The sequence below is a fragment of the Micromonospora sp. NPDC003776 genome, from assembly GCF_053605645.1.
Genome location: NZ_JBSGJR010000033.1, coordinates 1 through 26,226 on the forward strand (window position 1 = coordinate 1; position 26,226 = coordinate 26,226).

23 protein-coding genes and 3 pseudogenes are annotated in these 26,226 nt (G+C 73.0%); 10 read left to right on the forward strand and 16 right to left on the reverse strand.

The features are described from left to right. The 3 genes and pseudogenes from ACWEVO_RS05380 to ACWEVO_RS05390 form a co-directional block, all read left to right on the forward strand. Positions 1–92: pseudogene (locus tag ACWEVO_RS05380) on the forward strand (oxidoreductase); the annotation flags it as partial. Between the two features lie 139 nt (positions 93–231). Then, on the forward strand, positions 232–1,194 hold the full coding sequence (locus ACWEVO_RS05385) for a TIGR03557 family F420-dependent LLM class oxidoreductase (RefSeq protein ID WP_452306342.1): 963 nt from the start codon (positions 232–234) through the stop codon (positions 1,192–1,194). After that, complete coding sequence (locus tag ACWEVO_RS05390; RefSeq protein WP_452306343.1) at positions 1,191–2,036, forward strand: alpha/beta fold hydrolase; 846 nt, start codon at positions 1,191–1,193, stop codon at positions 2,034–2,036. The genes ACWEVO_RS05385 and ACWEVO_RS05390 overlap by 4 nt, the downstream gene beginning before the upstream one ends. 250 nt (positions 2,037–2,286) lie before the next feature. Here ACWEVO_RS05390 and ACWEVO_RS05395 read toward each other — a convergent pair whose 3' ends face one another. The 6 genes and pseudogenes from ACWEVO_RS05395 to ACWEVO_RS05420 all read right to left on the reverse strand — a co-directional run. Continuing rightward, positions 2,287–2,868: an endonuclease/exonuclease/phosphatase family protein gene (locus ACWEVO_RS05395; protein ID WP_452306344.1), complete on the reverse strand. Its 582-nt coding sequence runs from the start codon at positions 2,866–2,868 to the stop codon at positions 2,287–2,289. After that, positions 2,763–3,089 carry an endonuclease/exonuclease/phosphatase family protein gene (locus ACWEVO_RS05400; RefSeq protein ID WP_452306345.1) on the reverse strand — a complete coding sequence of 109 codons (327 nt, stop codon included), beginning with the start codon at positions 3,087–3,089 and terminating at the stop codon, positions 2,763–2,765. Before ACWEVO_RS05400 ends, ACWEVO_RS05395 begins: the two co-directional genes overlap by 106 nt. Before the next feature lie 9 nt (positions 3,090–3,098). Continuing rightward, complete coding sequence (locus ACWEVO_RS05405) at positions 3,099–4,589, reverse strand: phosphatase PAP2 family protein (protein ID WP_452306346.1); 1,491 nt, start codon at positions 4,587–4,589, stop codon at positions 3,099–3,101. 76 nt (positions 4,590–4,665) lie between these two features. After that, positions 4,666–5,667: a YihY/virulence factor BrkB family protein gene (locus ACWEVO_RS05410; RefSeq protein WP_452306347.1), complete on the reverse strand. Its 1,002-nt coding sequence runs from the start codon at positions 5,665–5,667 to the stop codon at positions 4,666–4,668. Beyond that, positions 5,660–6,172: pseudogene (locus tag ACWEVO_RS05415) on the reverse strand (diacylglycerol/lipid kinase family protein); the annotation flags it as partial. The pseudogene ACWEVO_RS05415 and the gene ACWEVO_RS05410, both read right to left, overlap by 8 nt. Positions 6,173–6,184: 12 nt before the next feature. Then, a pseudogene (locus ACWEVO_RS05420) lies at positions 6,185–7,006 on the reverse strand (hypothetical protein); the annotation flags it as partial. A 54-nt stretch (positions 7,007–7,060) separates the two neighbouring features. On the opposite strand from ACWEVO_RS05420, the gene ACWEVO_RS05425 reads away from it, so the two are divergent. Together ACWEVO_RS05425 and ACWEVO_RS05430 are read left to right on the forward strand one after the other, a co-directional pair. After that, positions 7,061–8,197, forward strand: coding sequence for a DNA recombination protein RmuC (locus ACWEVO_RS05425; RefSeq protein WP_452306348.1), 1,137 nt, complete (start codon positions 7,061–7,063; stop codon positions 8,195–8,197). Between the two features lie 246 nt (positions 8,198–8,443). Then, the gene (locus tag ACWEVO_RS05430; protein WP_452306349.1) at positions 8,444–11,710 is read left to right on the forward strand and encodes a S8 family serine peptidase; all 3,267 of its coding nucleotides are present in this window, start codon (positions 8,444–8,446) and stop codon (positions 11,708–11,710) included. A gap of 69 nt (positions 11,711–11,779) precedes the next feature. Here ACWEVO_RS05430 and ACWEVO_RS05435 read toward each other — a convergent pair whose 3' ends face one another. After that, complete coding sequence (locus ACWEVO_RS05435) at positions 11,780–12,190, reverse strand: hypothetical protein (RefSeq protein ID WP_452306350.1); 411 nt, start codon at positions 12,188–12,190, stop codon at positions 11,780–11,782. Positions 12,191–12,231: 41 nt separating this feature from the next. Then, positions 12,232–13,218, reverse strand: a complete 987-nt coding sequence (locus ACWEVO_RS05440; RefSeq protein ID WP_452306351.1) for a 4-hydroxy-3-methylbut-2-enyl diphosphate reductase — start codon at positions 13,216–13,218, stop codon at positions 12,232–12,234. 177 nt (positions 13,219–13,395) lie between these two features. Here ACWEVO_RS05440 and xseA point away from each other — a divergent pair, with 177 nt between their 5' ends. Further along, the gene (xseA, locus tag ACWEVO_RS05445) at positions 13,396–14,631 is read left to right on the forward strand and encodes an exodeoxyribonuclease VII large subunit (protein WP_452306352.1); all 1,236 of its coding nucleotides are present in this window, start codon (positions 13,396–13,398) and stop codon (positions 14,629–14,631) included. 14 nt (positions 14,632–14,645) lie between these two features. Beyond that, a complete protein-coding gene (locus tag ACWEVO_RS05450; RefSeq protein ID WP_452306353.1) occupies positions 14,646–14,858 on the forward strand; it encodes an exodeoxyribonuclease VII small subunit in 213 nt (70 codons plus the stop codon). Between the two features lie 37 nt (positions 14,859–14,895). On the opposite strand, the gene ACWEVO_RS05455 is transcribed toward ACWEVO_RS05450, so the two are convergent. The 3 genes from ACWEVO_RS05455 to ACWEVO_RS05465 all read right to left on the reverse strand — a co-directional run bounded on the left by ACWEVO_RS05455 (position 14,896) and on the right by ACWEVO_RS05465 (position 17,650). After that, the gene (locus ACWEVO_RS05455; protein WP_452306354.1) at positions 14,896–15,738 is read right to left on the reverse strand and encodes a hypothetical protein; all 843 of its coding nucleotides are present in this window, start codon (positions 15,736–15,738) and stop codon (positions 14,896–14,898) included. A gap of 210 nt (positions 15,739–15,948) precedes the next feature. Then, a complete protein-coding gene (locus tag ACWEVO_RS05460) occupies positions 15,949–16,767 on the reverse strand; it encodes a hypothetical protein (protein ID WP_452306355.1) in 819 nt (272 codons plus the stop codon). A gap of 115 nt (positions 16,768–16,882) precedes the next feature. Then, a complete protein-coding gene (locus tag ACWEVO_RS05465) occupies positions 16,883–17,650 on the reverse strand; it encodes a DUF4245 family protein (protein WP_452306356.1) in 768 nt (255 codons plus the stop codon). A 159-nt stretch (positions 17,651–17,809) separates the two neighbouring features. Here ACWEVO_RS05465 and glpX point away from each other — a divergent pair, with 159 nt between their 5' ends. Both glpX and ACWEVO_RS05475 read left to right on the forward strand, forming a co-directional pair. Next, a complete protein-coding gene (gene glpX / locus ACWEVO_RS05470) occupies positions 17,810–18,841 on the forward strand; it encodes a class II fructose-bisphosphatase (RefSeq protein WP_452306357.1) in 1,032 nt (343 codons plus the stop codon). After that, on the forward strand, positions 18,838–19,809 hold the full coding sequence (locus ACWEVO_RS05475) for a DMT family transporter (protein WP_452306358.1): 972 nt from the start codon (positions 18,838–18,840) through the stop codon (positions 19,807–19,809). The genes glpX and ACWEVO_RS05475 overlap by 4 nt, the downstream gene beginning before the upstream one ends. Positions 19,810–19,855: 46 nt before the next feature. Here ACWEVO_RS05475 and ACWEVO_RS05480 read toward each other — a convergent pair whose 3' ends face one another. Then, positions 19,856–20,773, reverse strand: a complete 918-nt coding sequence (locus ACWEVO_RS05480; protein WP_452306359.1) for an NAD-dependent epimerase/dehydratase family protein — start codon at positions 20,771–20,773, stop codon at positions 19,856–19,858. Between the two features lie 135 nt (positions 20,774–20,908). Here ACWEVO_RS05480 and ACWEVO_RS05485 point away from each other — a divergent pair, with 135 nt between their 5' ends. Continuing rightward, complete coding sequence (locus ACWEVO_RS05485; RefSeq protein WP_452306360.1) at positions 20,909–21,601, forward strand: TetR/AcrR family transcriptional regulator; 693 nt, start codon at positions 20,909–20,911, stop codon at positions 21,599–21,601. Between the two features lie 9 nt (positions 21,602–21,610). On the opposite strand, the gene ACWEVO_RS05490 is transcribed toward ACWEVO_RS05485, so the two are convergent. The 4 genes from ACWEVO_RS05490 to ACWEVO_RS05505 all read right to left on the reverse strand — a co-directional run bounded on the left by ACWEVO_RS05490 (position 21,611) and on the right by ACWEVO_RS05505 (position 25,830). Next, a complete protein-coding gene (locus tag ACWEVO_RS05490) occupies positions 21,611–22,579 on the reverse strand; it encodes an NAD(P)/FAD-dependent oxidoreductase (RefSeq protein WP_452306361.1) in 969 nt (322 codons plus the stop codon). 85 nt (positions 22,580–22,664) lie between these two features. Beyond that, positions 22,665–23,345: a rhomboid family intramembrane serine protease gene (locus ACWEVO_RS05495; RefSeq protein WP_452306362.1), complete on the reverse strand. Its 681-nt coding sequence runs from the start codon at positions 23,343–23,345 to the stop codon at positions 22,665–22,667. A 116-nt stretch (positions 23,346–23,461) separates the two neighbouring features. Further along, positions 23,462–24,142, reverse strand: a complete 681-nt coding sequence (locus tag ACWEVO_RS05500) for an aggregation-promoting factor C-terminal-like domain-containing protein (RefSeq protein WP_452306363.1) — start codon at positions 24,140–24,142, stop codon at positions 23,462–23,464. Positions 24,143–24,417: 275 nt separating this feature from the next. After that, a complete protein-coding gene (locus ACWEVO_RS05505) occupies positions 24,418–25,830 on the reverse strand; it encodes a PhoH family protein (RefSeq protein WP_452306364.1) in 1,413 nt (470 codons plus the stop codon). Between the last annotated feature and the right edge of the window lie 396 nt (positions 25,831–26,226).

Sequence of the window (26,226 nt, forward strand, 5' to 3'; positions counted from 1 at the left end):
CGACCGGGTTCGACCCGCGTGGGCTGGTCGCGGTGGACGTCGGCCACCGGGAACGGGAGCCCGAGTACGTCGGCGCGGCCGGCGCCTTCGCCCCGGTCTGAACCGGTTAAGCCGGACTGTAGGCATCGTCCCCTCCGGCGTCAAGCCGCGGGCCGGGTCGAAAGCGGACACCAGGGTTGGCCCGCGCGGGCCCGGGTATCCGGTGACGATCGGCCCGGAAGGAGAAGCGTCATGGTCAATGTCGGCTACACCCTCATGTGCGAACAGGCCGGCCCCAAGCAGCTGGTCGACCACGCCGTCCGCGCCGAGGCCGCCGGCTTCGACCACCTGGTGATGTCCGACCACTACAACCCCTGGCTGGACAGCCAGGGCCACTCCCCGTACGCCTGGTCGGTGCTCGGCGCGGTCGCGCACGCCACCAGCCGGGCCGAGCTGCTCTCCTTCGTGACCTGCCCGATCCGCCGCTACCACCCGGCGGTGGTGGCGCAGAAGGCGAGCACGATCGGGGTGCTCTCGGACGGCCGGTTCACCCTCGGCCTGGGTGCCGGGGAGAACCTCAACGAACACGTGATCGGCGGCTGGCCGCACGTGCAGCAGCGGCACGAGATGTTCGAGGAGGCGTTGCAGATCATCCGGCCGCTGCTCAACGGCGAGACGTTGACCTTCTCCGGCAACCACTTCGACGTCCCCGACGCGTACGTCTGGGACCGGCCGGAGCGTCCGGTGCCGATGGCCGTGGCCGCCTCGGGCCGGCAGTCGGCCACCCTCGCCGCCGAGTACGGCGACGCGCTGATCGCCACCGACCCGCTGCCGCACCTGGTGGACATGTACGAGGAGGCCGGCGGCGCGGGCCGCCCCCGCTACGGGCAGGTGGCCATCTGCTACGGCCCGGACGAGGCCGAGTGCCGCAAGATCGCCCACGACCAGTTCCGCTGGTTCGGCCTGGGCTGGAAGGTCAACGCGGACCTGCCCGACCCGGACTCCTTCGCGGCGGCCACCCAGTTCGTCCGGGAGGACGACGTGGCGCGGGGCATCTCCTGTGGGCCGGACGTGGAACGGCACGTCGAGGCGTTCAAGAAGTTCGTCGACGCGGGGTTCACCCACGTGGCGCTGGTGCAGGTCGGCCGCGACAGCCAGCCGATGTTCCTGGACTGGGCGCAGGAGCAGCTGCTGCCCCGGCTGCGCGAGCTGTGACGGCGGCGATCGGGCGAACGTCCCCGCCCGGACGGTTCGGGCTGGCGGACCTCCGCCTCGCCCTGGCCGCGCCCCGGCCGGCGGCGGGCCTGACCAGCGAGTTCCGGCTCGTCGCCGGGCTGCGTACGCACACCCGCCGCTCGGCCGACCCGGGCGGGGACGCGCCCGCGGTGGTGCTGCTGCACGGTCTCGCCGTCTCGCACCGCTACCTCACTCCGCTGGCCGTCGCCCTCTCCCCCACCCATCCCGTGTACGTGCCGGACCTGCCCGGCTTCGGACTGACCGAGCGCCCCGGCACCGCGTACGACGTGCCCCGGCACGCCGCGCACCTGGCGGCCTGGCTGGACGCGTACCGGCTGGACCGGGTCTGCCTGGTGGGGCACTCCTTCGGCGCGGAGGTGGCGGCCGCGCTCGCCGCCGGCCGCCCGGACCTGGTCCGCGCCCTGGTGCTGGCGGGCCCGACCAGCGATCCGGCCGCCCGCAGCCGACGGGGGCAGTTCGGCCGCTGGCTGGTCGACAGCCTGCGGGAGGCCAAGTTCCAGGTGCCGATCCTGCTCCGGGACGTGTGGGACGCGCGGCCCCGGCGGATCTCCGCCACCCTGTCCCACTCGGTGCGCAACGCGATCGAGGCGGACCTGGTCCGGGTCACCGCGCCGACGCTGGTGCTCGGCGGCGCCCGGGACACCGTCGCCCCGGCACGCTGGCGGGCGGAGGCCGCCCGGCTGGTACCCGACGGTCGGTCGGTCGCCGTGCCGGCCGCCGCGCACAACGTCGCCACCACCGCGCCCGCGCAGGTCGCCGACGCGATCCGCACCCTGCTGGCGCCCGCGCTGAGAAGGTGAGCCATGCGTATCGGGAACACCGAGATCCGGCCCGCCGGCGGCGGGCTCGGCTGCCTGCTGATGATCCTCTTCTCGATCCTCGCCTCGGTGGTGCTGACGGTCCTGCTGAACCTGATCCTCTGACCGGTCGGGCGCGCCGAGATCCGCGCAACTTCCCGGAAAGAGTGGCCTCGCGAGCAGCCGAGGCCACTCTTTCCGGGAAAATGGCCGCTCGCTGCGGGGAGCGGGGGCGTAGCGAACGCGGCGCGGGTCAGGTCGGGTCGAGGGCCAGGTCGGTCAGGACCGGGTAGTGGTCGGAGGCGGTGTCGGCCGGGGCGTCGCGGACGACCCGGACTGTGCGGGCCAGGGCCGCGAGGTCGGGGGTGGCGAGCAGGTAGTCCAGCCGCATCCCGGCGAACTCGGCCCCGCCGTGCCGGGTGGGCACGGTCAACCCGTCCGGTTCCGCGCCGCCGAGGTGCGGCCACAGGTCGACCAGGCCGGCGTCGCGCAGCCGGGCGACCGCGCGGGTGTCGACCGTACGGCCGCCGCGGCGCAGGTGCCGCCGCCGGTAGAGCTCGGCGAGGCCGGCCAGCCGGGCGGTGTGGTCGACGTCCGGTTCCAGGGTGTTCAGGTCCCCGCCGAGCAGGGCCAACCGGCCCCCGGTACGCCGCAGCGTCACCGCCAGCCAGTCGGCCTCCATCCGCCGCCGCCCGCCGGAGTACGGGTCGAGATGGGTGCTGAGCACGGTCAGCGGCCCGGCCGAGGTGACCACCTCGACCCGGGCGGCCGCGTGGTGGAAGGGACGGCGTACCCGGCCGGACCGGAGTACCCGCAGCGGCGCGCGGACCAGCACCGCCACCGGCTGCCCGAAGCAGGACCGGGCCAGGTGGGGACCATCCCCACCCGGCCCGCCAGGTCGGCCAGCCGCCCGCCCCGGTCCAGGCCGCGCAGCTCCTGCAGGGCCAGCACGTCCGGGCGCTGACCGGCGACGACCGTGAGGATCCGGTCCCACCGGTCGGTCCCGTCGCGGTCCCGCCCGCCGGTACGGATGTTCCAGGTCATCACCCGCAGCATCGGGCGCGGTCAGCCGTCCCGGCCGGCCTTGGCCAGCTCGTCGTCCAGCTCGTGCACCTGCTCGGACTTGATCGCCGGCTGGTTCCCGTCGTACACGTCGGCGTTCGGGCGGACCACCCAGTAGAGCAGCGGGATCCAGAGCCCGGCGAGCAGGATCGCGCCCATGAAGTCGGTCGGGTGGTGCATCCCCCGGTACATCCGGGAGATCGCCACGCCGATCGGCATGATCACGGCCATCGCCACGAAGAGCCACCGCCACCAGCGGTCGGTCCGCACGAACACGATGATCGCCATGACGCTCCACAGGCAGATGGTGGCCGCGATGTGCCCGGACGGGAACGACGAGGTCGGCATGTGACCGTCCAGGTTCGGCACCTGCGGGCGGGGCCGCTCGACCACCCGGGCGCTGGCCAGGAAGAGGCTGAGTTCGCCGAACATCGCCAGCACCACGAAGAGCACCGGTCGCCAGCGCTTCCAGACCGCCAGCACCAGCGGGCAGAAGACCAGCGAGACCAGCAGGATCGCGTGGGTGTCGCCGAACTTGCTCCACCACCAGCTCAGCTCGGTGAGCTGGTCGGTACGCCGGGCGGCGAACCACTGCGGGACCGCGGTGTCCATGGTGTCGAGGAAGGTGCCCTTGGCGTGGTAGCTGACGAACATGCCGAAGCCGTAGAGGGCACCGAACACGATCACCCAGCCGACCAGCAGTTCGGCGACGGACGAGCGGGGGTGGTCGAGCAGGCGTTCCTCGGCCGGCGCGGGCTTGATGTCCTCCCCCGCCTCCGGCTCCAGGCCCTCGGTGATCGGCGGTACGGTGCGGCCGCGCTCGCGCCGCCAGAGCCGGAAGGCGTACGCGCTGACGCCGAGCCAGAGGGCGCCGAGCAGCCAGCCACCGAGCACGTCGGAGACGAAGTGCACGCCCAGCGCGATCCGGGTGAGCCCGATCAGGAAGACCAGCACGGCGACGACGGCGATGGCCGGCTTGCGCCAGCGGGGCCGCATGGCCGGCAGGAAGACCAGCAGCAGCGCCCCGTACGCGACGAACGAGCCGAGCGCGTGCCCGCTCGGGAAGCTGTTGCCGGGAGCGTGGGTGATCGGCACGTCGACGACCGGGCGGAGCCGACCGACCAGCGCCTTCAGCGACGGGTCGAGGATCAGCCCGCCGACCCCGGTGATGATCAGGTACGCGGCCAGCCGGGACTGGCGGCGGATCAGCAGGCTGATCACCGCGATGGTGACCAGCCAGATCAGCACCGGCCGGCCGCCCAGGTCGGTGATCGCGGTGAGCACGGTGACCACGGGATGGTGCGGCGCCACGAGGTGGTTGAACCACTCGGCCGCCTCGTGGTCGGCGTGGTAGAGCGGCCCCCAGTGGAACCGCACGAGCATCAGCAGCACGCCGAACGCGACACCCGCGCCGGCGACGGCGAGCAGGCCCACGACGCTCCGCTCGGCGAAGTGGCCGAGCGGCCGCCGGGCCGCTTCCTTGACCGCGGTCACCTGAGCACCTCCCTTATGTTCTGCGAGGCGCGCTGTACCCGATTCCGGCCGCCGCTACACCCGGTACGGCGGGTTGTCAGAGGGCGGTCATCTCCCCGGTGTCGAGCAGCTCCTCGCGCTCGGCGTCCGGCTCCCAGAGGTCGGGCTGGGCGGGCTCCTCCACACCGATCCGCATCGCCTCCAGCTGGGCGGCGAAGGCCAGCCCGCCGAAGACCGCCATCCCGGTCAGGTTGGCCCAGAGCAGCAGGGCCATCATTCCGGTCAGCGCGCCGTAGGTCTGCCCGAACCCGCCGCTGTACTTGACGTACGCGGCGAGCAGCAGGCTGGCCAGCCACCAGAGCGCGGTGGCGATCCCGGCGCCGAAGAAGAGCCAGGAGAGGCCGGGCTGCTTGCGCCGGGGCGCGTGCCGGAACAGCGCCGCCACGGCCAGCACGGTCAGGCCGAGGCTGAGCGGCCAGCGGATGACGTCCCAGGCGGCGTTCGCGAAGGTGCCCCACTCGTAGTGCCGCTGCACCGAGGCGCCCATCGCCCGGCCGCCGACCAGGATCAGGAAGCCGGTGAGCGCGGGCACGCCGGCGACCAGGGCGAGGACGGCGGCGCGCAGGTACTTGGCGAGGGCGGGCCGGTCCCGCTCGACCCCGTAGATCCGGTTGGCGCCCCGTTCGATCTGGGCCATCACGGTGGTGAGCGCGATCAGCCCGGTGAGCAGGCCGAGGGTCAGCGCCAGTTCGCCGGCCCGCTCGGTGTGCTCGGTGTCGGCGAGCAGGTCGTGCACCACGGACTCGCTCTGCCCGGGGGTGAGCGCCAGCACGGTGTCGGCGACCACCTTGCCGCCCTTGTCGGCGCCGAGGTCGGTGATCAGACCGGTGAGCGCGATGAGGAACGGCACCACGGCCAGGCAGAGCTGGAGGGCGAACGCCCGGGAGTGGCTGAAGCCGTCGCCGTAGCGGAACCGGATGAAGGCGTCGCGCAGCAGGCACCAGCCGCCGTGCCGGCGCAGGGTGCGCCAGGCGTCGTCGGCGGAGAGTTCCTCCTCCGACATCAGCCGGGTCTCGGGGACCAGTTTGGTGCTACTCACGGCGGGCCTCCTCGACCAGCCGCTCACCGCGCTCGGCCGCCGCGTCGGCGTCCACCGACAGGTCGGGGTCACGTTCGGGTCGCGGCACGCAGAGCCAGAGCGACTCGGGCCGGATCTCGGCCTTCAGCGACCGGCCCGGCTCGATCAGGTCGCCGTCGAGCTGCCGGGGCTGGCTCCGGGTGCTGGTGATCTCGACCTTGCGGGCCCGGAGCACCTCCATCCGGGGCACGCTGCCGCGGCGGCGGACCAGCGCCCAGCCCATCGCCAGCCAGTGGCCCAGCGTCCGCGGCGTGAGCACCGCGACGTCGAGCCAGCCGTCGTCGGGCTCGGCGTCGGTGAGCAGGCGTACGCCGCCCTGGAGCCGGCCGACGTTGGCGACCAGGACCGACCGGGCCCGGCGGCGCAGCGGTGGCCCGCCGTCGATCCGGATGGACACCCGCATCGGCCGGTCCCGCAGGTGCCGGGCGGCCCCCACGATGTAGGCCGGCCAGCCGATCCGCTTCTTGGCCCCGCCCCCGAAGTCGCCGCCGCCGAAATCCCCGCCGAAGTCGCCCCCGGCGTAGTCCCCGCCGTAGTCGCCCCCGCCGCCGTAGTCGCCGCCGGACCAGTCGCCCTGGTCACCGGCGAACTGGTCGCCGCCGACGTCGTTGCCGCCCTGGTCGCCGTAGTCCTGGCCGTCGCCGAACCCGTCCTGGAAGCCCTCCTGGTAGCCGGCCTCGTAGCCGTACCCGGGGTCGGCGAAGGCGGGCGAGAAGAGCGCGTCGGCGATCAGCAGGCCGCCGAGCACGCCGGCCCCGGTGCCGAGCGCCGTCTTCCACCAGGGCGTCGAGTACCAGCCGGCGGGCACCGGCCGGCCCTGCCAGTTACCGCCCGGGTAGTAGTAGGGCGTCCGGTTGCCCGGCTGCGGCCCGGCCCGGTAGGTCTGCCCCTGCACGTTGACCTCGCGCTCCTTGGTGAGCGTGCCGGCGCCCCGGGCGGCGGCCAGCGGCGGCAGCTCCGGCCCCGGGTCGATGCCCAGCGCGGTCCGTGCGGCCCGGATGTACGCCAACCCCTCCAGCGCGGTCTCCCGGGCCAGCGCGAACTGGTGCGGGGTACGCGCCTGCTCCAGCTGGGAGCCGGCCGCGTTGTACCGCTCGCCCGCGTCGGCCAGCGCCTGGCGGACCGCCGGCGCGTCGCCGTGCAGGTTCATCAACTGGCCGCCGAGCCGCTCGTACCAGCGCTGCGCCTCGGCGCGGGCGTCGGCCAGCTCGGTGGCCCGCCGGGACCTGCTCCCCCACCGCCAGAACACCAGGGCACCTCCGAGCATCAGGATCAGGACCAGCCACAGGGCAAGTTCCATGACTCGAACGTACCCAGCGGGCGCACGTCGTACCCGTTTGGCAAGCTCTCTGCCATGACCTTCGCGACGCTGGCCGTGGTGGTGCTCTGCCTCGCCGCGGGGGCCGCGGTCGGCTGGCTGGCCGCCCGGTCCCGGTCGGCCGCCGAGATCGCCCGGCTGGAGGCCACGCTGACCGCCACCCGAGACGGTGAGGGGCGGCTGGAGCAGTCCATGCGGGCGCTCAACTACGAGGCGACCGCGCAGTCCCAGGAGGCGGTCGCCCGGGCGGTGGCGCCCCTGCACGACACCCTCCGCCGCTACGAGCAGCGGGTCGCCGAGCTGGAGCGGGACCGGGTCGACGCGTACGCCGAGCTGCGCGAGCAGGTCCGCGCGATGAGCACCGTCTCCGGCGAGCTGCGCACCGAGACCAAGCAGCTGGTGGCGGCGCTGCGCGCCCCGCAGGTCCGCGGCCGGTGGGGCGAGCACCAGCTGCGCCGGATCGTCGAGGCGGCCGGGATGCTGGAGCACTGCGACTTCAACGAGCAGGTCACCGCCGCCACCGACCACCAGGGGGTCCGTCCCGATCTGGTGGTCCGACTGCACGGCGGCCGGACGGTCGTGGTGGACGCGAAGGCGCCCTTCGACGCGTACCTGACCGCGATGGAGGCGCGCGACGAGCGGGGACGGGACGGCCAGCTCGACGCGCACGCCCGGCACCTGCGGGCGCACGTGGACTCGCTCGCCGCCAAGTCCTACTGGGCGGCGTTCGACCAGACCCCCGAGTTCGTGGTGCTGTTCGTACCGGCCGACCCGTTCCTCGACGTGGCGTTGCAGCGCGACCCGACGCTGCTGGAGCACGCCTTCGCCCGCAACGTGGTGCTGGCGACGCCGGCCACCCTGGTGGCGCTGCTGCGCACGGTGGCCTACTCCTGGCGGCAGGAGGCCCTCGCGCGCAACGCCGCCACCGTGCACTCGCTGGCCCGGGAGCTGTACGGGCGTTTGTCCACCCTGGGCGACCACGTCGGCAAGCTGGGCGCCTCGTTGGGCGGAGCGGTCACCGCGTACAACCGGGCGGTCGGGTCGCTGGAGGCGCGGGTGCTGGTGAGCGCCCGCAAGCTGGCCGAGCTGGGCGTCTCCGACCAGGAACTGGTCGCCCCGGCGCAGGTCGAGGTCACGCCCCGCCAGCCGCAGGCGCCCGAGCTCGCCGACTGAGGTCGATCGTCGGCCGGTGTCAGCCGAACGGCCGAGCGGCGCGGACGATCGACGCGCCGCAATGCTCCAGCCAGTGGTTGTCACGCAGCAACGGTTCGGGGCATTGTGACAGGGTTGCTCGGCCCACGACACAACGAGGTCACAACTCGCAGCGCGCCAGTGACAGTCGCGCGCCGATCATCGAAGATCCATCTCATCCGCCCTGCACCCCCGGGGCTTCCCCCTTTCTCGTCGGAGGAAGACAACGTGGACAGACCTCCCAGCTGGACGCGTCGCGTCTCGGCCGGCTTCGCGGCGTCGGTCGTCGCCGCCGGCGCGATCACGCTGACGGCCGGCACCACCAGCGCCAGCGCGGCACCCCAGGCTCCCGTCAAGGCCCCCAAGGGCCACGGCGCCGACAAGCTCGGTTCACACGACCACGAGCTGCTCGCCCAGGCCCGCGCCAAGGGCGACAAGCGGGTGGTGCTCATCGTCGCCACGGAGAAGGGCCAGGCCGGCACCGTCGCCGACCAGCTCCGCAAGCTCGGCGCCACGGTGGCCAAGGAGGTGGACGGAGTCGGATACATCCGCGCTTCCGTGCCCACCGACGCCGTGCTCCAGGCCGCGAAGCTGCCCGGCGTGGCGGCCATCGACCTGAACGAGTCGATCCCGCTGCCGAAGCCCGAGCCGGTCACCGGATCGGCGGAGGGCGGCGCCCAGGCCGCCGCGGCGGCACCCGGCCCGGACACCCCGGCCGCCAACCCGTACATGCCGACCAACGAGACCAGCGCGGTCGCGTTCAAGCAGGCCCACCCCGAGTGGGACGGCCGCGGCGTGACGATCGGCATCATGGACTCCGGTGTGGACCTGGACAACCCCGCGCTCCAGACCACCTCCACCGGCGAGCGCAAGATCGTCGACTGGTTCACCGCGACCGACCCGCTGCTGGACGGTGACGGCACCTGGCGGGCCATGCTCACCCAGGTCACCGGCCCGACCTTCAGCTACGCGGGCACCACCTGGAAGGCGCCGGCGGGGACCTGGCGGATCAACCGGTTCTCGGAGAGCATCACCGCCAACGACGAGCCCGGCGGTGACATCAACAAGGACGGCGACAAGACCGACACCTTCGGCATCCTGTACGACCCGGAGACGCACGACATCCGGGTCGACACGAACCAGAACCTCGACTTCACCGACGACCCGGTGATGCGCCCCTACAAGGAGCGCTTCGACGTCGGCCACTTCGGCACCGACAACCCCGCCACCCCGATCGCCGAGCGGACCCCGTTCGTCGTCGAGTACCGCGAGGACGTCGACACCACCCCCGCCGGCCTGCCCGGCACCGCCGACTTCGTCAACATCGGCATCGTCGAGGCGCAGCACGGCTCGCACGTGGCCGGCATCACCGCCGCCAACGACATGTTCGGCGACGCCGCGTTCGACGGCGCCGCGCCCGGCGCCAAGCTGGTTTCGGCCCGGGCCTGCAGCTGGGGCGGCGGCTGCACCTACGCGGCGCTCACCGACGGCATGGTGGAGCTCGTGGTCAACCGGCACGTCGACGTGATCAACATGTCGATCGGCGGCCTGCCGGCGCTCAACGATGCCAACAACGCCCGCGCCCAGCTCTACGACCGGCTGATCAACGACTACGGCGTGCAGCTGTTTATCTCGGCGGGCAACTCGGGCCCGGGCGTCAACACCGTGGGCGACCCGTCGGTGGCGAGCAGCGTGGTCAGCGTGGCCGCCGGGGTCAGCAAGGAGACCTGGCAGGCCAACTACGGTTCCGCGACGCGGACGCCGTACCAGCTGTTCAACTTCTCCTCCCGCGGGCCGCGTGAGGACGGCGGCTTCAAGCCGAACATCACCGCCCCCGGCTCGGCGATCTCCACCACCCCGCTGTGGCAGCCGGGCGGACCGGTGCCGGAGGCCGGCTACCAGCTGCCGCCGGGCTACTCGATGCTGAACGGCACCTCGATGGCCTCGCCGCAGGCGACCGGCGCGGCGGCACTGCTGCTCTCGGCCGCCAAGGCCAACGGGTTCGGGGTCTCCCCCGCCGAGCTGCGCCGGGCGATCTACTCCTCGGCCACCTGGATCGAGGGCGTGCCGGCACACGGCCAGGGCAACGGCATGTTCAACACGGTCGGGGCGTGGAACCTGCTCGCCGGCCAGAACCTCCAGCTGCGGAACTACTCGGTCACCGCGCCGGTCTGCTCCGCGCTCTCCGGCTATCTGGCCACCCCGGGCACCGGTACCGGTGTCTACAACGCGTGTGCCGTCGGCCAGGGCGGTCAGGCGCCCAACGTGGACAAGACCTACACCCTGACATTCACCCGGACCACCGGTCCGGCCGGGAACGTCCGGCACGACGTGAGCCTGCTGGGTAACGACGGCACGTTCCGCGACTACCGGCGCAGCCTGGTGCTGCCGCTGAACAAGCCGGTCAAGCTCGAGCTGGAGACCAACGGCGGGTACGGCGTGCACAGCGCCGTCATGCGGGTCGACGACCCGGCCACCCCCGGCGTCGACTTCGAGGTGCTCAACACGATCGTCATCGGCCGGAACGTGACCGCGCCGGACTACCGCTTCAGCACCTCCGGCTCGGTGGACCGTAACGCGTTCACCTCGTACTTCGTCAACGTGCCGGCGGGCGCCTCGGCGCTGCAGGTCAACCTGTCGGGCCTGGCGGCCGGCTCGCAGACCCGGTTCATCGCGTTCAACCCGTACGGGGTGCCGGTCGAGAGCACGGCCAGCACCGGCTGCTACAACAACTTCACGAACCCGGCCAACACCTGCAAGGCGGACGAGCGGGACTACGCCAACCCGCTGCCGGGCCTGTGGGAGATCGAGGTCGAGTCGCGGCGGACCTCGCCGCTGCTGGAGAACCCGTTCACGCTGAGCGCCGCGGTGCAGGGCGTGAAGGTCGACCCGGCGACGGTGGAGCTGCCGTCCGTCACCGCCGGTCAGGCCACCCCGGTGACCTGGAGCCTGACCAACACCTTCGGTCCGGTGACGGTCAGTGGCAAGGGCGGCCCGCTGGGCAGCGCGGCGGTCAGCCGGCCGACCATCGCCAACGGCGAGCGGCAGATCTACCAGGTGACCGTGCCGGCCGGCGCGACCCGGCTGGACGTGGCGATCAACAACCCGAGCGACCCGAAGGCCGACCTCGACCTGGTCGTCCAGCGCAATGGGGTCCGGGTGGCCCAGTCGGCCGACGGCGACTCGGACGAGTCGGTGTCGATCGCGAACCCGGTTGCCGGCACGTACGACGTGATCATCGACGGGTACTCCGTGCCCGCCGGCACCACGACGTACGACTACCGGGACGTCTTCTACGCCGCCTCGCTGGGCAGCCTGGACGCGAACGCGACCACCGTGGCACTGGCCAACGGCGCGACGGCCGGCCTGAGCGGGTCGGTGACGGCCCAGTCGGCGCCGTCCCCGGGTCGCCGCCTCTTCGGTGAGCTGCTCGTGGTCACCGACCAGGGCGCCGTCGTCGGGCGGGGGAACGTCTCGATCGGCGCGGTGAACTGACCGTCTGATCGGACCACGGAGCCCGTCCCCCGATCCGGGGACGGGCTCCATGCCGTTCGGGCCCGCCCGTCAGGCAGGGCGGACGGAATCCACGACGAACGGCGTGCCCTGCTGGCAGGTGGTCATCAGGCCCGGCTGGGAATGGCCGGTGACGGTCACCCGCGCGCCGTCCTTCAGCGCGCCGCGCGGCGCCCCGACCAGCAGGTTGCCGTCGAGCAGGAAGCAGTTCGGCTCCACCCCGGCCTGCACCGTGCCGGTCAGGGTGGTGCTGGGACCGGCCGGCTTGGCCGCGCCGCCCCGCGGCGGCCTCGGGTCGAGCGGGTTGTACGGGTCGTTGGAGGTGGGGCCGGGGTCGGGCGCGCTGGTCATCGGGGCGGCTCCCGTCGTTCCGGGGCTGTCGGGGTCGGCGCCCGGGGCGGCGCAGGCGGTCAACGCCGCTGCGGCGACCAGGGCGACGAGCACCGTCCGAGGAGTCTTCATGGCGGGTTGGACGCGCCGGGTGGGTGATCCGTTCCGGCCCGTCAGCGGCGGCCGGCCGCGGCCTTCATGTCCCGCTTGAGCTCCTGCGGCAGCGAGAAGGTCAACCGCTCGTTGGCGGTGAGGATCTCCTCCACGTCGGTGAAGCCCCGCTCCGCGAGGTGGGCGAGCACCTGCTGGACCAGTTCGTCCGGCACGCTGGCGCCGGAGGTGACCCCGACCGTACGCGCGTCGGCCAGCCAGGCGTCGTCGATCTCGTGGGCGAAGTCGACCAGGTGCCCGGCGCGGGCGCCGGCGTCCAGGGCCACCTCGACCAGGCGGACGGAGTTGGAGGAGTTGCGCGACCCGACGACGATCACCACATCGCAGTCCGGCGCGATCTCCTTGACCACGTGCTGCCGGTTGGAGGTGGCGTAGCAGATGTCGTCGCTGGGCGGCGACTGGAGCAGCGGCAGCCGCTGCTTGAGCCGGGCGACGGTCTCCAGCGTCTCGTCGACCGAGAGGGTGGTCTGTGAGAGCCAGACGACCTTGTTCGGGTCGCGCACGGTGACCTTGTCGACGCCGTCCGGCCCGTCCACCAGCTGGATGTGGGCGGGGGCCTCACCGGCGGTGCCGATGACCTCCTCGTGCCCCTCGTGGCCGATCAGCAGGATGTCGTAGTCCTCGGCGGCGAACCGGCGGGCCTCCTGGTGCACCTTGGTGACCAGCGGGCAGGTCGCGTCGATGGCCCTGAGCGAACGGTCCCTGGCCTGCTCGTAGACCTCGGGGGCGACACCGTGCGCGGAGAAGATGACGGTGGCGCCCTCGGGCACCTCCTCGTTCTCCTCCACGAAGATCGCGCCCTTGGCCTCCAGGGTCTGCACGACGTGCTTGTTGTGCACGATCTGCTTGCGGACGTAGATCGGGGCGCCGTAGAGCTTCAACGCCTCCTCGACGGTCTGCACCGCCCGGTCCACGCCCGCGCAGTAGCCGCGGGGCTTGGCCAGGAGCACGCGCTTGCCGGTCCGGGGAGTGGTCTCAGCCTCAGTCACCCAACCATCGTACGTGCCCGGTTTTTGCCCGGCACCGGGCGCGACGCGCACCACGGCCCGGCCGCACCGCCCCCTCGCGCCCCCGCCCGACCGGTTGATCAAGGGGTTTGGGTCGGGAAAACCGCCCCACCGGACGCAAACCTCTTGATCGTCAGGGGTGGGCCGTAGGGTGGGCGGGTGAGCGAGGTGGGGCAGGGCGCCGGCGAGCCGGGGCGGAGCACGTCCGAGGAGCCGTGGCCGGTCCGGGTGGTCAGCCAGAAGATCAGCGCCTGGATCGCCCGGCTGGGCTGGGTGTGGGTGGACGGGCAGGTCGCCCAGATCAGCCGCCGCCCAGGGGCCACCACCGTCTTCCTCACCCTGCGCGACCCCTCGGCCGACCTGAGCCTCACCGTCACCACCAACCGCGACGTGCTCGACACGGGCGCCCCGGAGCTGCGTGAGGGCGCCCGGGTGGTGCTGCACGCCAAGCCCGAGTTCTACGCCGCCCGGGGCACCCTCAGCCTGCGCGCCGACGAGATCCGCCAGGTGGGGCTGGGCGAGCTGCTGGCCCGGCTGGAGAAGCTCAAGAAGCTGCTCGCCGCCGAGGGTCTCTTCGACCGGTCCCGCAAGCGCCGCCCGCCGTTCCTGCCCGGCCGGATCGGGCTGATCACCGGCCGCGCCTCGGCCGCCGAGCGGGACGTGCTCACCAACGCGCGGCGGCGCTGGCCGGCGGTGGAGTTCCGGACCGTGAACGTCGCCGTGCAAGGGCCGAGCGCGGTGCCGCAGATCGTCGACGCGCTCAAGGTGCTCGACGCCGACCCGGCGATCGACGTGATCGTCATCGCCCGGGGTGGCGGCAGCATCGAGGACCTGCTCCCCTTCTCCGACGAGGCGCTCTGCCGGGCGGTCTTCGCCTGCCGCACGCCGGTGGTCAGCGCGATCGGCCACGAGACCGACGCCCCGCTGCTCGACTATGTCGCCGACGTACGCGCGTCCACCCCGACCGACGCGGCGAAGCGGATCGTCCCCGACCTCGGCGACGAGGTCCGGCTGATCGGCCAGGCCCGGTCCCGGCTGGAGCGAGCGGTGCGCAACCTGGTCGACCGGGAGTCGCACCGGCTGGACCTGCTCCGCTCCCGCCCGGTGCTGGCCCGCCCGCAGGTGATGGTGGACCAGCGGGCCACCGAGGTCACCGCGCTGCGCGACCGGGCCGGCCGCTGCCTGGACCACCGGCTCGGCGCGGCCGGGGACGACCTGCGGCACACCCTGGCCCGGCTGCGCGCGCTCTCCCCCGCGGCCACCCTCGACCGGGGGTACGCGATCGTGCAGCGCGCCGACGGCCACGTGGTCCGCGCGGCGGCGGAGGTGGCCAAGGGCGACCCGCTGCGGGTGCGCCTCGCCGAGGGTGAACTCGCCGCAACCGTGGACGGCTGAACGGGATGGAATCGATGACTGACGAGCAGAAGGACGAGCGGCTCAGCTACGAGCAGGCCCGCGCGGAGCTGGCCCAGGTGGTCGAGCGGCTGGAGGCGGGCGGCACCTCCCTGGAGGAGTCGCTGGCGCTCTGGGAGCGCGGCGAGCAGCTCGCCGGGATCTGCCAGCGCTGGCTGGACGGAGCGCGGGCCCGATTCGACGCGGCCCGCGAACGCGCCGAGCAGTAAGGGGCGGGACGGCCGCCGCCGCCCCGCCCCCGCACGCTCAGTTGAACAGGTTGTAGAACTCCGGCGGCGCCTCGACGACCTGGTCGGCCGGCGGCTTCTGCGCGGCCGTGGCGTTGCCGTAGTCCGAGTAGGTGACCTTGACGTCCTGGGCGGCGTTCTGCCCGGCGGCCGGCACCTGCAGCACCAGCTCGCTGAGCCGGCCCTGCGGGTCGACCTTGGCGGTGAACGGCACGGTCTTCGCCTGGGCGCCGAGCGCGGTGATCACGGCCGGGTCGAGCGAGCCGGCCTGAGCCGCCTTCGAAATGTCGACGGTGCCCGCGTAGGTGCCGTCGCCGGTCTGCCGGACCTCGGTGACGCCCTGGGTCAGCACGGCACTGCCCGCCGGGTCGAGCTGGTCGAAGTCGAAGCCGAGCGCCCGGTTGCCCTTGATCCGGGTCTGGTCGAGGTGCTGGTACTTGCCAAGGTTGAGCTTCTGCACCCCGGGGATGCTGCTCGCGGCCTTGCCGCCGAGCTCCAGCTTCACCCAGCTGTCCGGCTTGAAATGGATCACGTCCAGCTTCATCATCACGTCCGAGGACGGGTCGCCGATCGTCATCCGCATCTCCGCGCTCTGGCTCGGCTCGTGCACCTGCCCCTCGGCGGTGGAGCCGGGCCCGGACATGGTGAACCGGAAGTTCCCCTCACGGATGGCGTTGGTGGAGTCGAGCAGCGCCTGCTTGGCGTCGCCGGAGGACGGCGTGCCGCTCGGCGCGATGCTGCCCGAGACCGTGGGGGACGCGGAGGCCCCCGCCTCGCCGGTCCCGGTGCCGTTGCAGGCCGTCAGGCCGGGGATGAGCAGCGCCGCGGCGAAGGCCGCCGCGCTGAAGCGTCGAATCTTCACGAGAACTCTCCAGGTGGGTCGTCCGGCCCACGAGGTGCCGGAGGCTGGCGCCGCAGCCTCACACCGGCTCCGGCGCACGAGCCCGTCCGGCCGCGGTGGCGGCCCGGTCGGCTCGTGCCCTTTTCTGTTCCCTGAAGCGTCGTTCCGCAATCCCTGTCCGGTCCGGCCCGCCGGGTGGGGACGGTCGACCCGCCCCCACCCGGGCCCGGATCAGGCCTTGAACATCTCGTAGACCTGGTCGGACGCCTCGACGGTCTGGCCGGCCGGCGGCGCCTGGACGGCGCTGACGGTGCCGTAGTCGGTGTACGCGACGGTCAGCTGCTGCGCCTTGGCGCTGCCGGCCGCCGGCACCTCGACCGTGAACTCGGTCAGCCGGCCCTGCGGGTCGAGCTTCGCGGTGAACGGCACGGCGTTGGCCTTCGCCCCGAGCGCCTTGACGGCCTCCTCGTCGAGCAGGTCCGCATCGGTCGCCTTGGTGGTGTCGATGGTGCCGGCGTAGGTGCCCTCGCCGGTCTTCTTGACGTCGGTGATGGCGTTGACCAGCTTGTCGCTGCCGGCCGGGTCGACGTCGGCGAAGTCGAAGTTCAGCTCGTCACTGTCCTTGATCTTGCTGCGGTCGAGGTGCTGGTACTTGCCCTTCATGGCCTTGAGGGCGGGGACCGAGTCGGCCATCGGGCCACCGAACTCCATCTTGACCCAGCTGTCGGCGTCGATGAAGACGAGGTGCATGTTCATCGACATGTCGTCCGCGGAGCTGGCCGGGCTGGACAACTTCATCTCGGCGCTCTTGGACGGCTTGTGCACCTTGCCCTCGCCGTTGAGCTCGCCACCCTTGATGGTGAAGCTGAAGTTGCCCTGCTGGATCTCCTTGGTGGAGGCCAGCAGCGCCTCCTTCGGGTCCGCGGGGGCCGCCGGGGCGGCGGACTTGCTCTCGGCGGTCGGCGAGTCGGCCTCGGTCTTGCACGCGGCCAGACCGGGCACGAACAGGGCGGCGGCGAGGACGCCGACGCTCCACCGTCGAATGTTCACGTTGTTTCTCTTTCCGGTGAGCTGTCCCGACACGGCACGTGTGCCGGATCCGTCAGGTCCGGGCAGCCTAGCGGACCGGTCCGATGACCGGGGGCACCGGAAGCGGCCCGACGGGTCAGCGCAGCGCGGTCGCCAGCTGCCGCAGCTCGTTCTCGCCGGCGTCGCCGACCACGATCACCGTCCGGTTCGGCTCCAGCAGGACGAGGGCCTGCTCGTTGCCCCGCGCGGTGTAGCGCTGCCAGCTCCCGCCCCGCAGGTCGACCGGCCCCTGCGGCTGGCCCTCCTTCAGCTCGGCCGGCAGCAGCCGCTCGGCGGGCACGTTGCTCTCCACCAGTTGCGCCCCCCGGCCCTCCGGGGTCACGTAGCCGATCCGCAGCGTCGCGCCCCCCGGCTGCGCCTGGTAGCGGGCGTTGACCGTACGCCAGCCCTTGTCGAGCCCCTCGGGCCGGCTGACCGGGAAGGCGCCGGCCGCCCGGGCCTGCTCGACGGCGGGGTTCGGGTCGACCGTGGTCGGCTGGTCCCCACCGAGGAAGCCCCGGTAGAAGGCGAGCAGCAGCACGATCGGCACCAGCAGCACCAGCAGCGACAGGGCCATGTCCCGGGGCGACCGCTCCGAGCGCGCCTTCTCCTTGCGGGCGGGCGGGGCGGGCTGGTCGCCGGCGACGGCCGGGTGACTGCTGGCGCCGCCCCGGGCCGGGCCCCCGACCGGCTCGACCAGGGCCGGTACGCCCGCGTCGGCCAGCGGCGCGGGCCCGGCCGGCGACTCGACCAGGGCCGGTTCGGCGGCCTCCGGGGCCGGTCCGGGGGTCGGCCCGACCGGCGGCTGGCCGTCCGGCGGGGTGGCGTCGGTCGGTACGCGATCGGCAGGCTGTGCGGGTTCCACCCGGCCATTCTCGCAGCCGTCCAGGTGACGTGATCCTGGCCTCCTCCGCCCCGCTCCCGCGCCGAACCTGAGATCGTGTGAGGATCAGCGACAAAACCGGCGGCGGCCACGGCCGTTCACCGCCGGTCCACCCCGCAACGTCGCGAGGAGGAAGCCGTCATGACAACCACCAGGACGCGGACGCCGCAGAATCTCGACCGTAACCTCGCCCTCGACCTGGTCCGGGTGACCGAGGCCGCGGCGATGGCGGCCGGCCGCTGGGTCGGCCGGGGCGACAAGGAGGGCGGCGACGGTGCCGCCGTCGACGCCATGCGCAAGCTGATCAACTCGATCCCGATGAAGGGCGTCGTGGTGATCGGCGAGGGCGAGAAGGACAACGCCCCGATGCTCTTCAACGGCGAGGAGGTCGGCGACGGGACCGGACCCGAGGTGGACGTCGCGGTCGACCCGATCGACGGCACGACCCTGATGAGCAAGGGCATGCCGAACGCCCTCGCGGTGCTCGCGGTGGCCGAGCGCGGCGCGATGTTCGACCCGAGCGCGGTCTTCTACATGGAGAAGCTGGCCGTCGGCCCGATGTACGCCGACGTGGTCGACATCAACGCCGGGGTGGCCGAGAACATCCAGCGGATCGCCAGGGTCAAGGGCAGCGACACCGCCGAGGTGACGGTGTGTGTGCTGGACCGGCCGCGCCACAACGACCTGGTGAAGCAGATCCGGCGTACCGGGGCGGGCATCCGGTTCATCTCCGACGGCGACATCGCCGGCGCCATCGCGGCGGCCCGGGGCGAGTCCGACGTCGACGTGCTGATGGGCATCGGCGGCACCCCGGAGGGCATCACCGCGGCCTGCGCGCTCAAGTGCATGGGCGGGATGATGCAGGCCAAGCTCTGGCCGAAGGACGCCGAGGAGCGGGAGAAGGCGCTCGCCGCCGGCCACGACCTGGACCGGGTGCTGTTCACCGACGACCTGGTCACCGGGGACAACTGCTTCTTCGTGGCCACCGGCGTCACCTCCGGTGACCTGCTGCGCGGCGTGCGCTACCGGGCAGGCGGGGCGTACACCCAGTCGATCGTGATGCGCTCCAAGAGCGGCACGATCCGGGTGATCGACTCGTACCACCGGCTGGAGAAGCTCGCCCTCTACTCGGCGGTCGACTTCGACGGCCGGCCCCTGGCCGAACAGGAGTGAGCGCGACCGGGACGGCGGCGCCCCCCACGCTGCCGGCCACGCGGCGGATCGCCGGCGTCGGGCTGGCCACCGCCTCGGGGTTGGCGGTGGCCGTGCAGTCCCGGATCAACGGCGAACTCGGCGTACGCCTGGCCGACGGCATCGCCGCCGCGGTGGTCTCGTTCGGTCTGGGCCTGCTGATCCTGCTGGTGCTGGTCCCCGCCACCCCCGGTGGCCGGCGGGGCCTGGCCGCCCTCCGGTCGGCGCTGCGGGACGGCTCGCTCCGGCCGTGGCAGTGCCTCGGCGGGGTGTGCGGCGCCTTCCTGGTCGCCACCCAGGGGCTGACCATCGGCACCCTGGGTGTGGCGGTGTTCACGGTCGCCGTGGTGGCCGGGCAGTCCGGCAGCAGCCTGCTGGTGGACCGGGCCGGGATCGGCCCGACCGGACGCCAGCCGGTCACCCCGAACCGGCTGGTCGGCGCGGTGCTCACCGTGGTCGCGGTGGTGCTGGCCGTGGGCGACCGCCTCGGCGATCCGGCGGCCCTCGCGCTGGCCCTGCTGCCACTGGCGGCCGGGGTGGGCATCGCCTGGCAGCAGGCGGTGAACGGCCGGGTCCGGGCGGCGGCCACCAGCGCCATGACCGCCACCCTGGTCAACTTCACCGTCGGCACGGCGGCGCTGCTGCTCACCTGGGCGGTGGAGGTGGCGGTCCGCGGCCGCCCGGCCGGCGGCCTGCCGAGTGAGCCCTGGCTCTACCTGGGCGGCCCGATCGGCATCGTGTTCATCGCGGTGGCCGCCGCCATCGTCCGCTTCACCGGGGTGCTGCTGCTCGGCCTGGCGACCATCGCCGGGCAGATCGTCGGGGCGGTCCTGCTGGACCTGCTGCTGCCCACCAAGGCCTCGCACCCCGGGCCGGCCACCCTGCTGGGCGCGGCCCTGACCCTGGTCGCGGTGCTGATCGCCGCGCTCGGTCCGCCCGGGCGCCGATGAGGAAGGGGCTCCTGCTGTACGGCAGGGGCCCCTTCCGCACCACCGGTCAGCCGCGCAGCCCGGTCACGATCTCCTTGACCACCTGCTCCAACGGGGTCGGCTCGACGCCGAGGGCGGCGGTGGCCGCGGTCGAGTCCATCACGAACGGGCGGTCGAACTGATAGGCGGTCTCCCGCAGCTCACGGGCCATCGGGTTGGCCAGGCCACCGAGCCAGAGCACCGGGTAGGGCATCCGGGTCAGCTTCGGCGCGGGCGCCCCGACCAGGGCCGCCGCGCGGGTGGCCAGGTCGCGCATCGGCACGGCGGGCCCGCTGGGCACGTGCCAGGGCCGCCCCCAGGCCCGTTCGTCGGTCGCGGCGGCAACCAGGGTACGGGCGACGTCCGGGATGTACGTCCAGGTGTGCGGGGCGTCCCAGTCGACCGGCAGGAACACCCGCTGTCCGGCGAGCACCCGGGGCAGCACCATCATGGCCAACGAGGTGCCGCCGACGCCCACGTAGTCGGAGCCGCGGACCTCGGTGACCCGGACCCGGCCGGCCCGGTGGGCGGCGAGCGCGTCGGCCCACATCCGGTTGCGTACCCGGCCCTTGGTGCCAGTGGCGGCGAGCGGGGTCTGCTCGGTCATCGGGCCGTCGACCGGCCCGTACCCGTAGAGGTTGCCGACGGTCGCGAGCACCGCGCCGGTCCGTTCGGCGGCGGTGAGCAGCGCGGCGGCCAGCGGCGGCCAGTCCACCGGCCACCGGTGGTACGCGGGGTTGGCGCAGTTGTGCAGGGCCACGGCGCCCTCGGTCAGCGCGGTGAGCCGCTCGGTGTCGGCGGCGTCGGCGGCGATCCGCTCGATCGCCGGGTGCGCGGGGCCGGTGCCGCGGCGGGTCACCATCCGCACCCGGTCGCCGCGCTCGGCGAGGAGACGCGCGGTGGCGGTGCCGACCGGGCCGGCGCCGACGATCACGTGCAGGGCCATGGGGGCCATCCTTCGAAGCAGAGATCCGTTTAGAGAGCATCGCTCTCACAACAGAGCATGCCTCAGCGCCACCCTTCCGTCAAGAGCACTGCTCTCGGTTTTGATTGGCGCTCTCAGGCGTGGCAGAGTGAAGGCATGGTCGCTCCCTCGCTCCGCGCCCGGGTCCGCGCCGGCATGATCGACGAGATCAAGTCGGTGGCCCGCCGCCACCTCGCCACGGACGGCGCCAACCTCTCCCTGCGGGCCGTCGCCCGGGACATGGGCATGGTCTCGTCGGCGATCTACCGCTACTTCCCCAGCCGGGACGACCTGCTCACCGCGCTGATCCTCGACGCGTACGAGGCGCTCGGCGACGCCGTCGAGGCGGCGGACGCCGGGGTCGACCGGGCCGACCTGCGGGGGCGCTGGCACGCCGCCTGCCGGGCCGCCCGGACCTGGGCGCTCGCCCACCCCGCCGAGTACGCCCTGCTCTACGGCAGCCCGGTGCCCGGCTACGCGGCCCCGGAGGACACCGTCGCGCCGGCGAGCCGCCCCCCGCTGACCCTGGTCGGTATCCTCCGCGACGGCGTCGCCGCCGGCCGGCTCGACCCACCCGACGAGGAACTGCCCGAGCGGCTGCGGTCCGACGTGGCCGACCTCGGCACGCTGCTCTCCCTCGACCTGCCGCCGGGGTTGCTGGCCCGGGGCCTGGCCGGCTGGACCCAGCTGTTCGGCCTGATCAGCTTCGAGCTCTTCGGCCGGACCAACGGGATGCTGCCGCACCGGGACGAGTACTTCGACCACCAGACGGGACTGATGGCCGACCTGGTCGGCCTGCCCGCCGCCTGAGCCGGACGCTCAGCTGCCGTCCGAGGAGTGGCCCGGGAACAGGTGGGCTGCCGGGTCGATGGCGACCGCCGCGTTGTTCACCGCCGTCGCCGCCTCGCCGAACCCGGTGGCGATCAGCCGGACCTTGCCCGGATATTCGGTGATGTCGCCGGCTGCGAAGACCCGGGGCAGGTTGGTGGCCATCGCGCTGTCCACCATGATGTGTCGGCGGTCCAGCGTCAGCCCCCACTCGGCGAGCGGTCCCAGGTCGGCGGTGAAGCCGAGGGCGGCGACCACCGTGTCCACCGGCAGCGTCTGCACCACGCCGCCGCGTACGGCGATCTCGGCGCCGGTCACCCGGTCCTCGCCGTGCAGCCGGGCCACCTCGGCGTTGACCACCACCCGGACCGGCAGGGCCTGCACCCGCGCCACGGTCGACGCGTGCGCCCGGAACTTCTCCCGCCGGTGCACCAGCGTCACCGAGCGGGCGATCGGGGCCAGCGTGACCGCCCAGTCGAACGCCGAGTCGCCCCCGCCGACGATCAGCACGTCCCGGCCGGCCAGCTCCGCCGGCTGCGGTACGAAATAGACGATCCCGGCACCCAGGAAGCTGTCGGCCACCGGCAGCGGCCGGGGCGTGAAGCTGCCCAGCCCGCCGGTGATCACCACCGCCCCGCAGCCGAGCTGCTCACCCCCGGCCAGGCCGAGCACGGGCCGCCCGTCGACGTGGGAGAGCTTCTCCGCCCGGGTGCCGAGCAGGTACTCGGGGTGGAAGGGCGCGGCCTGGGCGACCAGGTTCGCCACGAGGTCCCGCCCCTTGATCGCCGGGAATCCGGCGACGTCGAGGATGAGCTTCTCCGGGTACATGGCGGTCACCTGCCCGCCCGGCTCGGGCAGCGCGTCGACCACGGCCACGGAGAGCCCGCGGAAGCCGGCGTAGTAGGCGGCGAAGAGACCGGTCGGACCGGCCCCGATCACGGCGACATCGACCTCGCGCATGGCGTACCGTCACTTTCGCCAATGGATCAACGCGTGTTGATCCCGACGGTAGGCCCCGGGCTGCCCCCGGGCAAGCACATCCCGCCTACGCGTCGACGCCCGGCCGGGGCATGGTGACGGTGGGCGACTCCGGGCGCTCGAGGTCCGGCAGCTCGCTCCGGCGGCGCCGGAACAGGATCGCCGCGACGACCCCGCCCAGCAGCCCGAACAGGTGCCCCTGCCAGGAGATGCGCTCGTCGGTGGGAAGGATGCCGAGCAACTGCCAGCCGTAGAGCAGACCGACCAGCAGCACCACGGCGAAGTTCCACCAGCTCCGCTCGACCACACCCCGGGTGAGCAAAATGCCGAGGTAGCCGAAGATGACGCCGCTGGCGCCGACCACCACCGAGTTGGGCGAGCCGGTGAACCACACGCCCAGCCCACTGACCAGGATGATCAACATGGTCGACCAGAGGAACCGGCGGGTGCCGGCGGCCAGCACGAACGTCCCGAGCAGGATCAGCGGGATGCTGTTGCTGTAGAGGTGGTTCCAGCCGGCGTGCAGGAACGGCGAGAAGACGACCCCGTCGAGGCCCTGGATCCGGCGCGGGATGATCCCGGCGGTGACGTCGAGGTTGGCGTGCAGGCCGACGTCGAGCGCCTCGATGAGGAAAAGCACCGGCACGACGGCGCACATCGCCACGAAGGCCCGGCCGAGCGAGGCGTAGAACGCCTCGGTGCCGAACCGTCGGGGGTCGTCGCCCGCAGGGCCGCCGCGCCAGGTCACGTACCAACAGCTATCAGCAATCCGGGTCCACCGCCACCCGGGCGACGCGGCACGCCCGGAGACGGCGACGGCGGGATGCGCGGATCCCCGCACATCCCGCCGTCCTCAGCGTCGGATCAGTACCAGCCGGTGCTCTGCGAGTGCTGCCAGGCGCCGCACGGGTCGTCGTACCGGCCCTCGATGTAGCCGAGGCCCCACTTGATCTGGGTGGCCGGGTTGGTCCTCCAGTCATCCGCGACCGACCCCATCTTGCTGCCCGGGAGCGCCTGCGGGATCCCGTACGCCCCGGACGACTCGTTGTAGGCCTTGTGGTTCCAGCCGCTCTCCTTGGTCCAGAGCTTGTCCAGACAGGGGAACTGGTCGATGCCGAAACCCTCGTCCAGCATGATGGCGCAACCGATCTTCCGGTTGCCGCTGTACTCCTCGCAGGAGCTCGGGATCGGCCCGTCATACGGCTTGGTCACGGCGGCCGCCGCCGCGTCGCGCGCCTTCTTCCGGGACGCCGCGGCGGCCTCGGCCTCCTTGGCCCGCTCGGCGGCCTCCTTGGCCGCCTCGGCGGCGCGCAGCTTCGCCTGGTACTCGGCGGCCCGCTGCTTGGCGGAGTCCAACCGGTGGTCGGCCTGCCGGTCGCGCTGGTACGCGTACTCCGCCTGGTCGACCTGAAGGCCGACCTGCGCGGTCAGGCCCTGCTGCTGGGTCTGTCGGTCTTCGCCCAGGTAGAAGCCACCGGCAACGCCCACGGAGAGCAGCGCGACAGCGGCCGTACGGGCGCCGAACCGGCTCCACAGCCGACTCACGAAGTGGTCCCTTCGTCGGGGGCAAGGACACGACGCGACGCGTGGCCCGTCGTTCGCCACGCCGGCGTCGCGAGCGCCCCGACCCCGCGGTCGCTGCCGACGCACCGGTGTCAGTGATCCAGATCGTTGGCGCGGGCTAAGCCGCGCCGATGCTGGAGTTGTCGGAGTCGCTCGATGGACACCATTGCGCACAGTGAGGCTGATGGGAAACCAAGAGGGCATTTTGTGACCTGCGCCACAAAATGAAAGCCCTTAAACCCGGCCAAAGGGGCGCTTCAGAGCGGGATGTCCTCCAGCAGATCCGTGACCATTGCGGCGATCGGAGAACGCTCCGAACGGCTGAGGGTGACGTGCGCGAAGAGGGGATGACCCTTCAGCGCCTCGATCACCGCGGTCACCCCGTCGTGCCGCCCCACCCGGAGGTTGTCCCGCTGCGCCACGTCGTGGGTGAGCACCACCCGTGAACCCTGCCCGATCCGGGACAGCACGGTGAGGAGCACGCCGCGCTCCAGCGACTGCGCCTCGTCGACGATCACGAAGGCGTCGTGCAGGCTCCGCCCCCGGATGTGGGTCAACGGCAGCACCTCGAGCAGGCCGCGGGAGGTGACCTCCTCCAGCACGTTCTCGTGCACCACCGCGCCGAGCGTGTCGAACACCGCCTGGGCCCAGGGCGACATCTTCTCCGTCTCGGAGCCCGGCAGGTAGCCCAGCTCCTGGCCGCCGACCGCGTACAGCGGCCGGAAGACGATCACCTTCTTGTGCCGGCGCCGCTCCATCACCGCCTCCAGGCCGGCGCAGAGCGCGAGGGCGGACTTGCCGGTGCCGGCCCGGCCGCCCAGCGACACGATGCCGATCGACTCGTCCAGCAGCAGGTCGAGCGCCACCCGCTGCTCGGCCGAGCGCCCGTGCACGCCGAACGCCTCCCGGTCGCCCCGGACCAGCCGTACGGTCTTGTCCGGCAGCACCCGCCCGAGCGCCGAGCCGCGCCCGGAGTGCAGCACCAGACCGGTGTGGCAGGGCAGCCCGGCCGCGCCGTCCAGGTCCAGCGTCTCGCCCGCGTACAGCCGGGAGATCTCCTCCTCACCCAGCTCCAGCTCCGCCATCCCGGTCCAGGTCGGGTCGCTGGCCTGGTCGTGCCGGTACTCGTCGGCCCGCAGGCCGACCGAGGCCGCCTTGACCCGCAGCGGCATGTCCTTGCTGACCAGGGTGACCTCGCGCCCCTCGGCGGCGAGGTTGAGCGCCACCGAGAGGATCCGGGCATCGTTCGAGTCGGTCCGGAAGCCGGCCGGCAGCACACCGTCGTCGGTGTGGTTCAGCTCCACCCGCAGGGTGCCGCCCTGCTCGTTGGCGGGCACCGGCCGGTCCAGCCGGCCGTGCCGCACCCGCAGTTCGTCCAGCATGCGCAGCGACTGCCGGGCGAACCAGCCGAGTTCGGGATGGTGCCGCTTCCCCTCCAGCTCGGAGATGACCACCAGCGGCAGCACCACCTCGTGCTCGGCGAAGCGGTGGAACGCCGCGGGATCGGAGAGGAGGACCGAGGTGTCCAGGACGAACGCCGGGCCGGCTGGTCGGGGCTCCTCGGTGCCGGCCGACGCGGCAGCCGCGCGGCGGCTCCGGGTGGTCCGGCGGGTCGTGGCAGTCGCGGCCGGGGTCTGGTCGGCACCGACGGGGGTACGGCGAGTGGTCACAGGCCTGCTCCGCGGATGGGCACCCGGCCACCCGAGTTCCGCCACGTCCGGTGCCCGGTGGGACACGGGGTCGGATGCGGGCCCCGTGCGCGAGGTCGCAGGTCCGGGCTGTCCGGCTGGCCCGGGAAAACCCCGCGCCATGGCTAGACGCTAGCGGCGTTTCAGGCCGTCGGCTAGTGGTGGACGGATCATCCACGACCGTGCGGCGAACGCCAGGTGCGGCGGAGCCGGCCGGGATGCATGCCCCCTGCGCGCATCCCGACCGGCAGGAGCCTCCGTCACCGGTCTGACGTGGCTCCGACGGCGCGGGTCCGCCGCGGACGCCGCACCGTGCCTGGGGGGCTCAGCCCTGCCGGCGGACCAGCGTCCCGGTCTGCCGTCCGCCGGCCGGTGAGC

Excerpts from the sequence above, each read along its gene's own strand:
- ACWEVO_RS05385 (WP_452306342.1), top strand. The coding sequence starts at position 232 with ATGGTCAATGTCGGCTACACCCTCATGTGCGAACAGGCCGGCCCCAAG.
- ACWEVO_RS05400 (WP_452306345.1), bottom strand. The coding sequence starts at position 3,089 with ATGCTGCGGGTGATGACCTGGAACATCCGTACCGGCGGGCGGGACCGC.
- ACWEVO_RS05425 (WP_452306348.1), top strand. The coding sequence starts at position 7,061 with ATGACCTTCGCGACGCTGGCCGTGGTGGTGCTCTGCCTCGCCGCGGGG.
- ACWEVO_RS05435 (WP_452306350.1), bottom strand. The coding sequence starts at position 12,190 with ATGAAGACTCCTCGGACGGTGCTCGTCGCCCTGGTCGCCGCAGCGGCG.
- ACWEVO_RS05450 (WP_452306353.1), top strand. The coding sequence starts at position 14,646 with ATGACTGACGAGCAGAAGGACGAGCGGCTCAGCTACGAGCAGGCCCGC.
- glpX (WP_452306357.1), top strand. The coding sequence starts at position 17,810 with ATGACAACCACCAGGACGCGGACGCCGCAGAATCTCGACCGTAACCTC.
- ACWEVO_RS05480 (WP_452306359.1), bottom strand. The coding sequence starts at position 20,773 with ATGGCCCTGCACGTGATCGTCGGCGCCGGCCCGGTCGGCACCGCCACC.
- ACWEVO_RS05485 (WP_452306360.1), top strand. The coding sequence starts at position 20,909 with ATGGTCGCTCCCTCGCTCCGCGCCCGGGTCCGCGCCGGCATGATCGAC.
- ACWEVO_RS05490 (WP_452306361.1), bottom strand. The coding sequence starts at position 22,579 with ATGCGCGAGGTCGATGTCGCCGTGATCGGGGCCGGTCCGACCGGTCTC.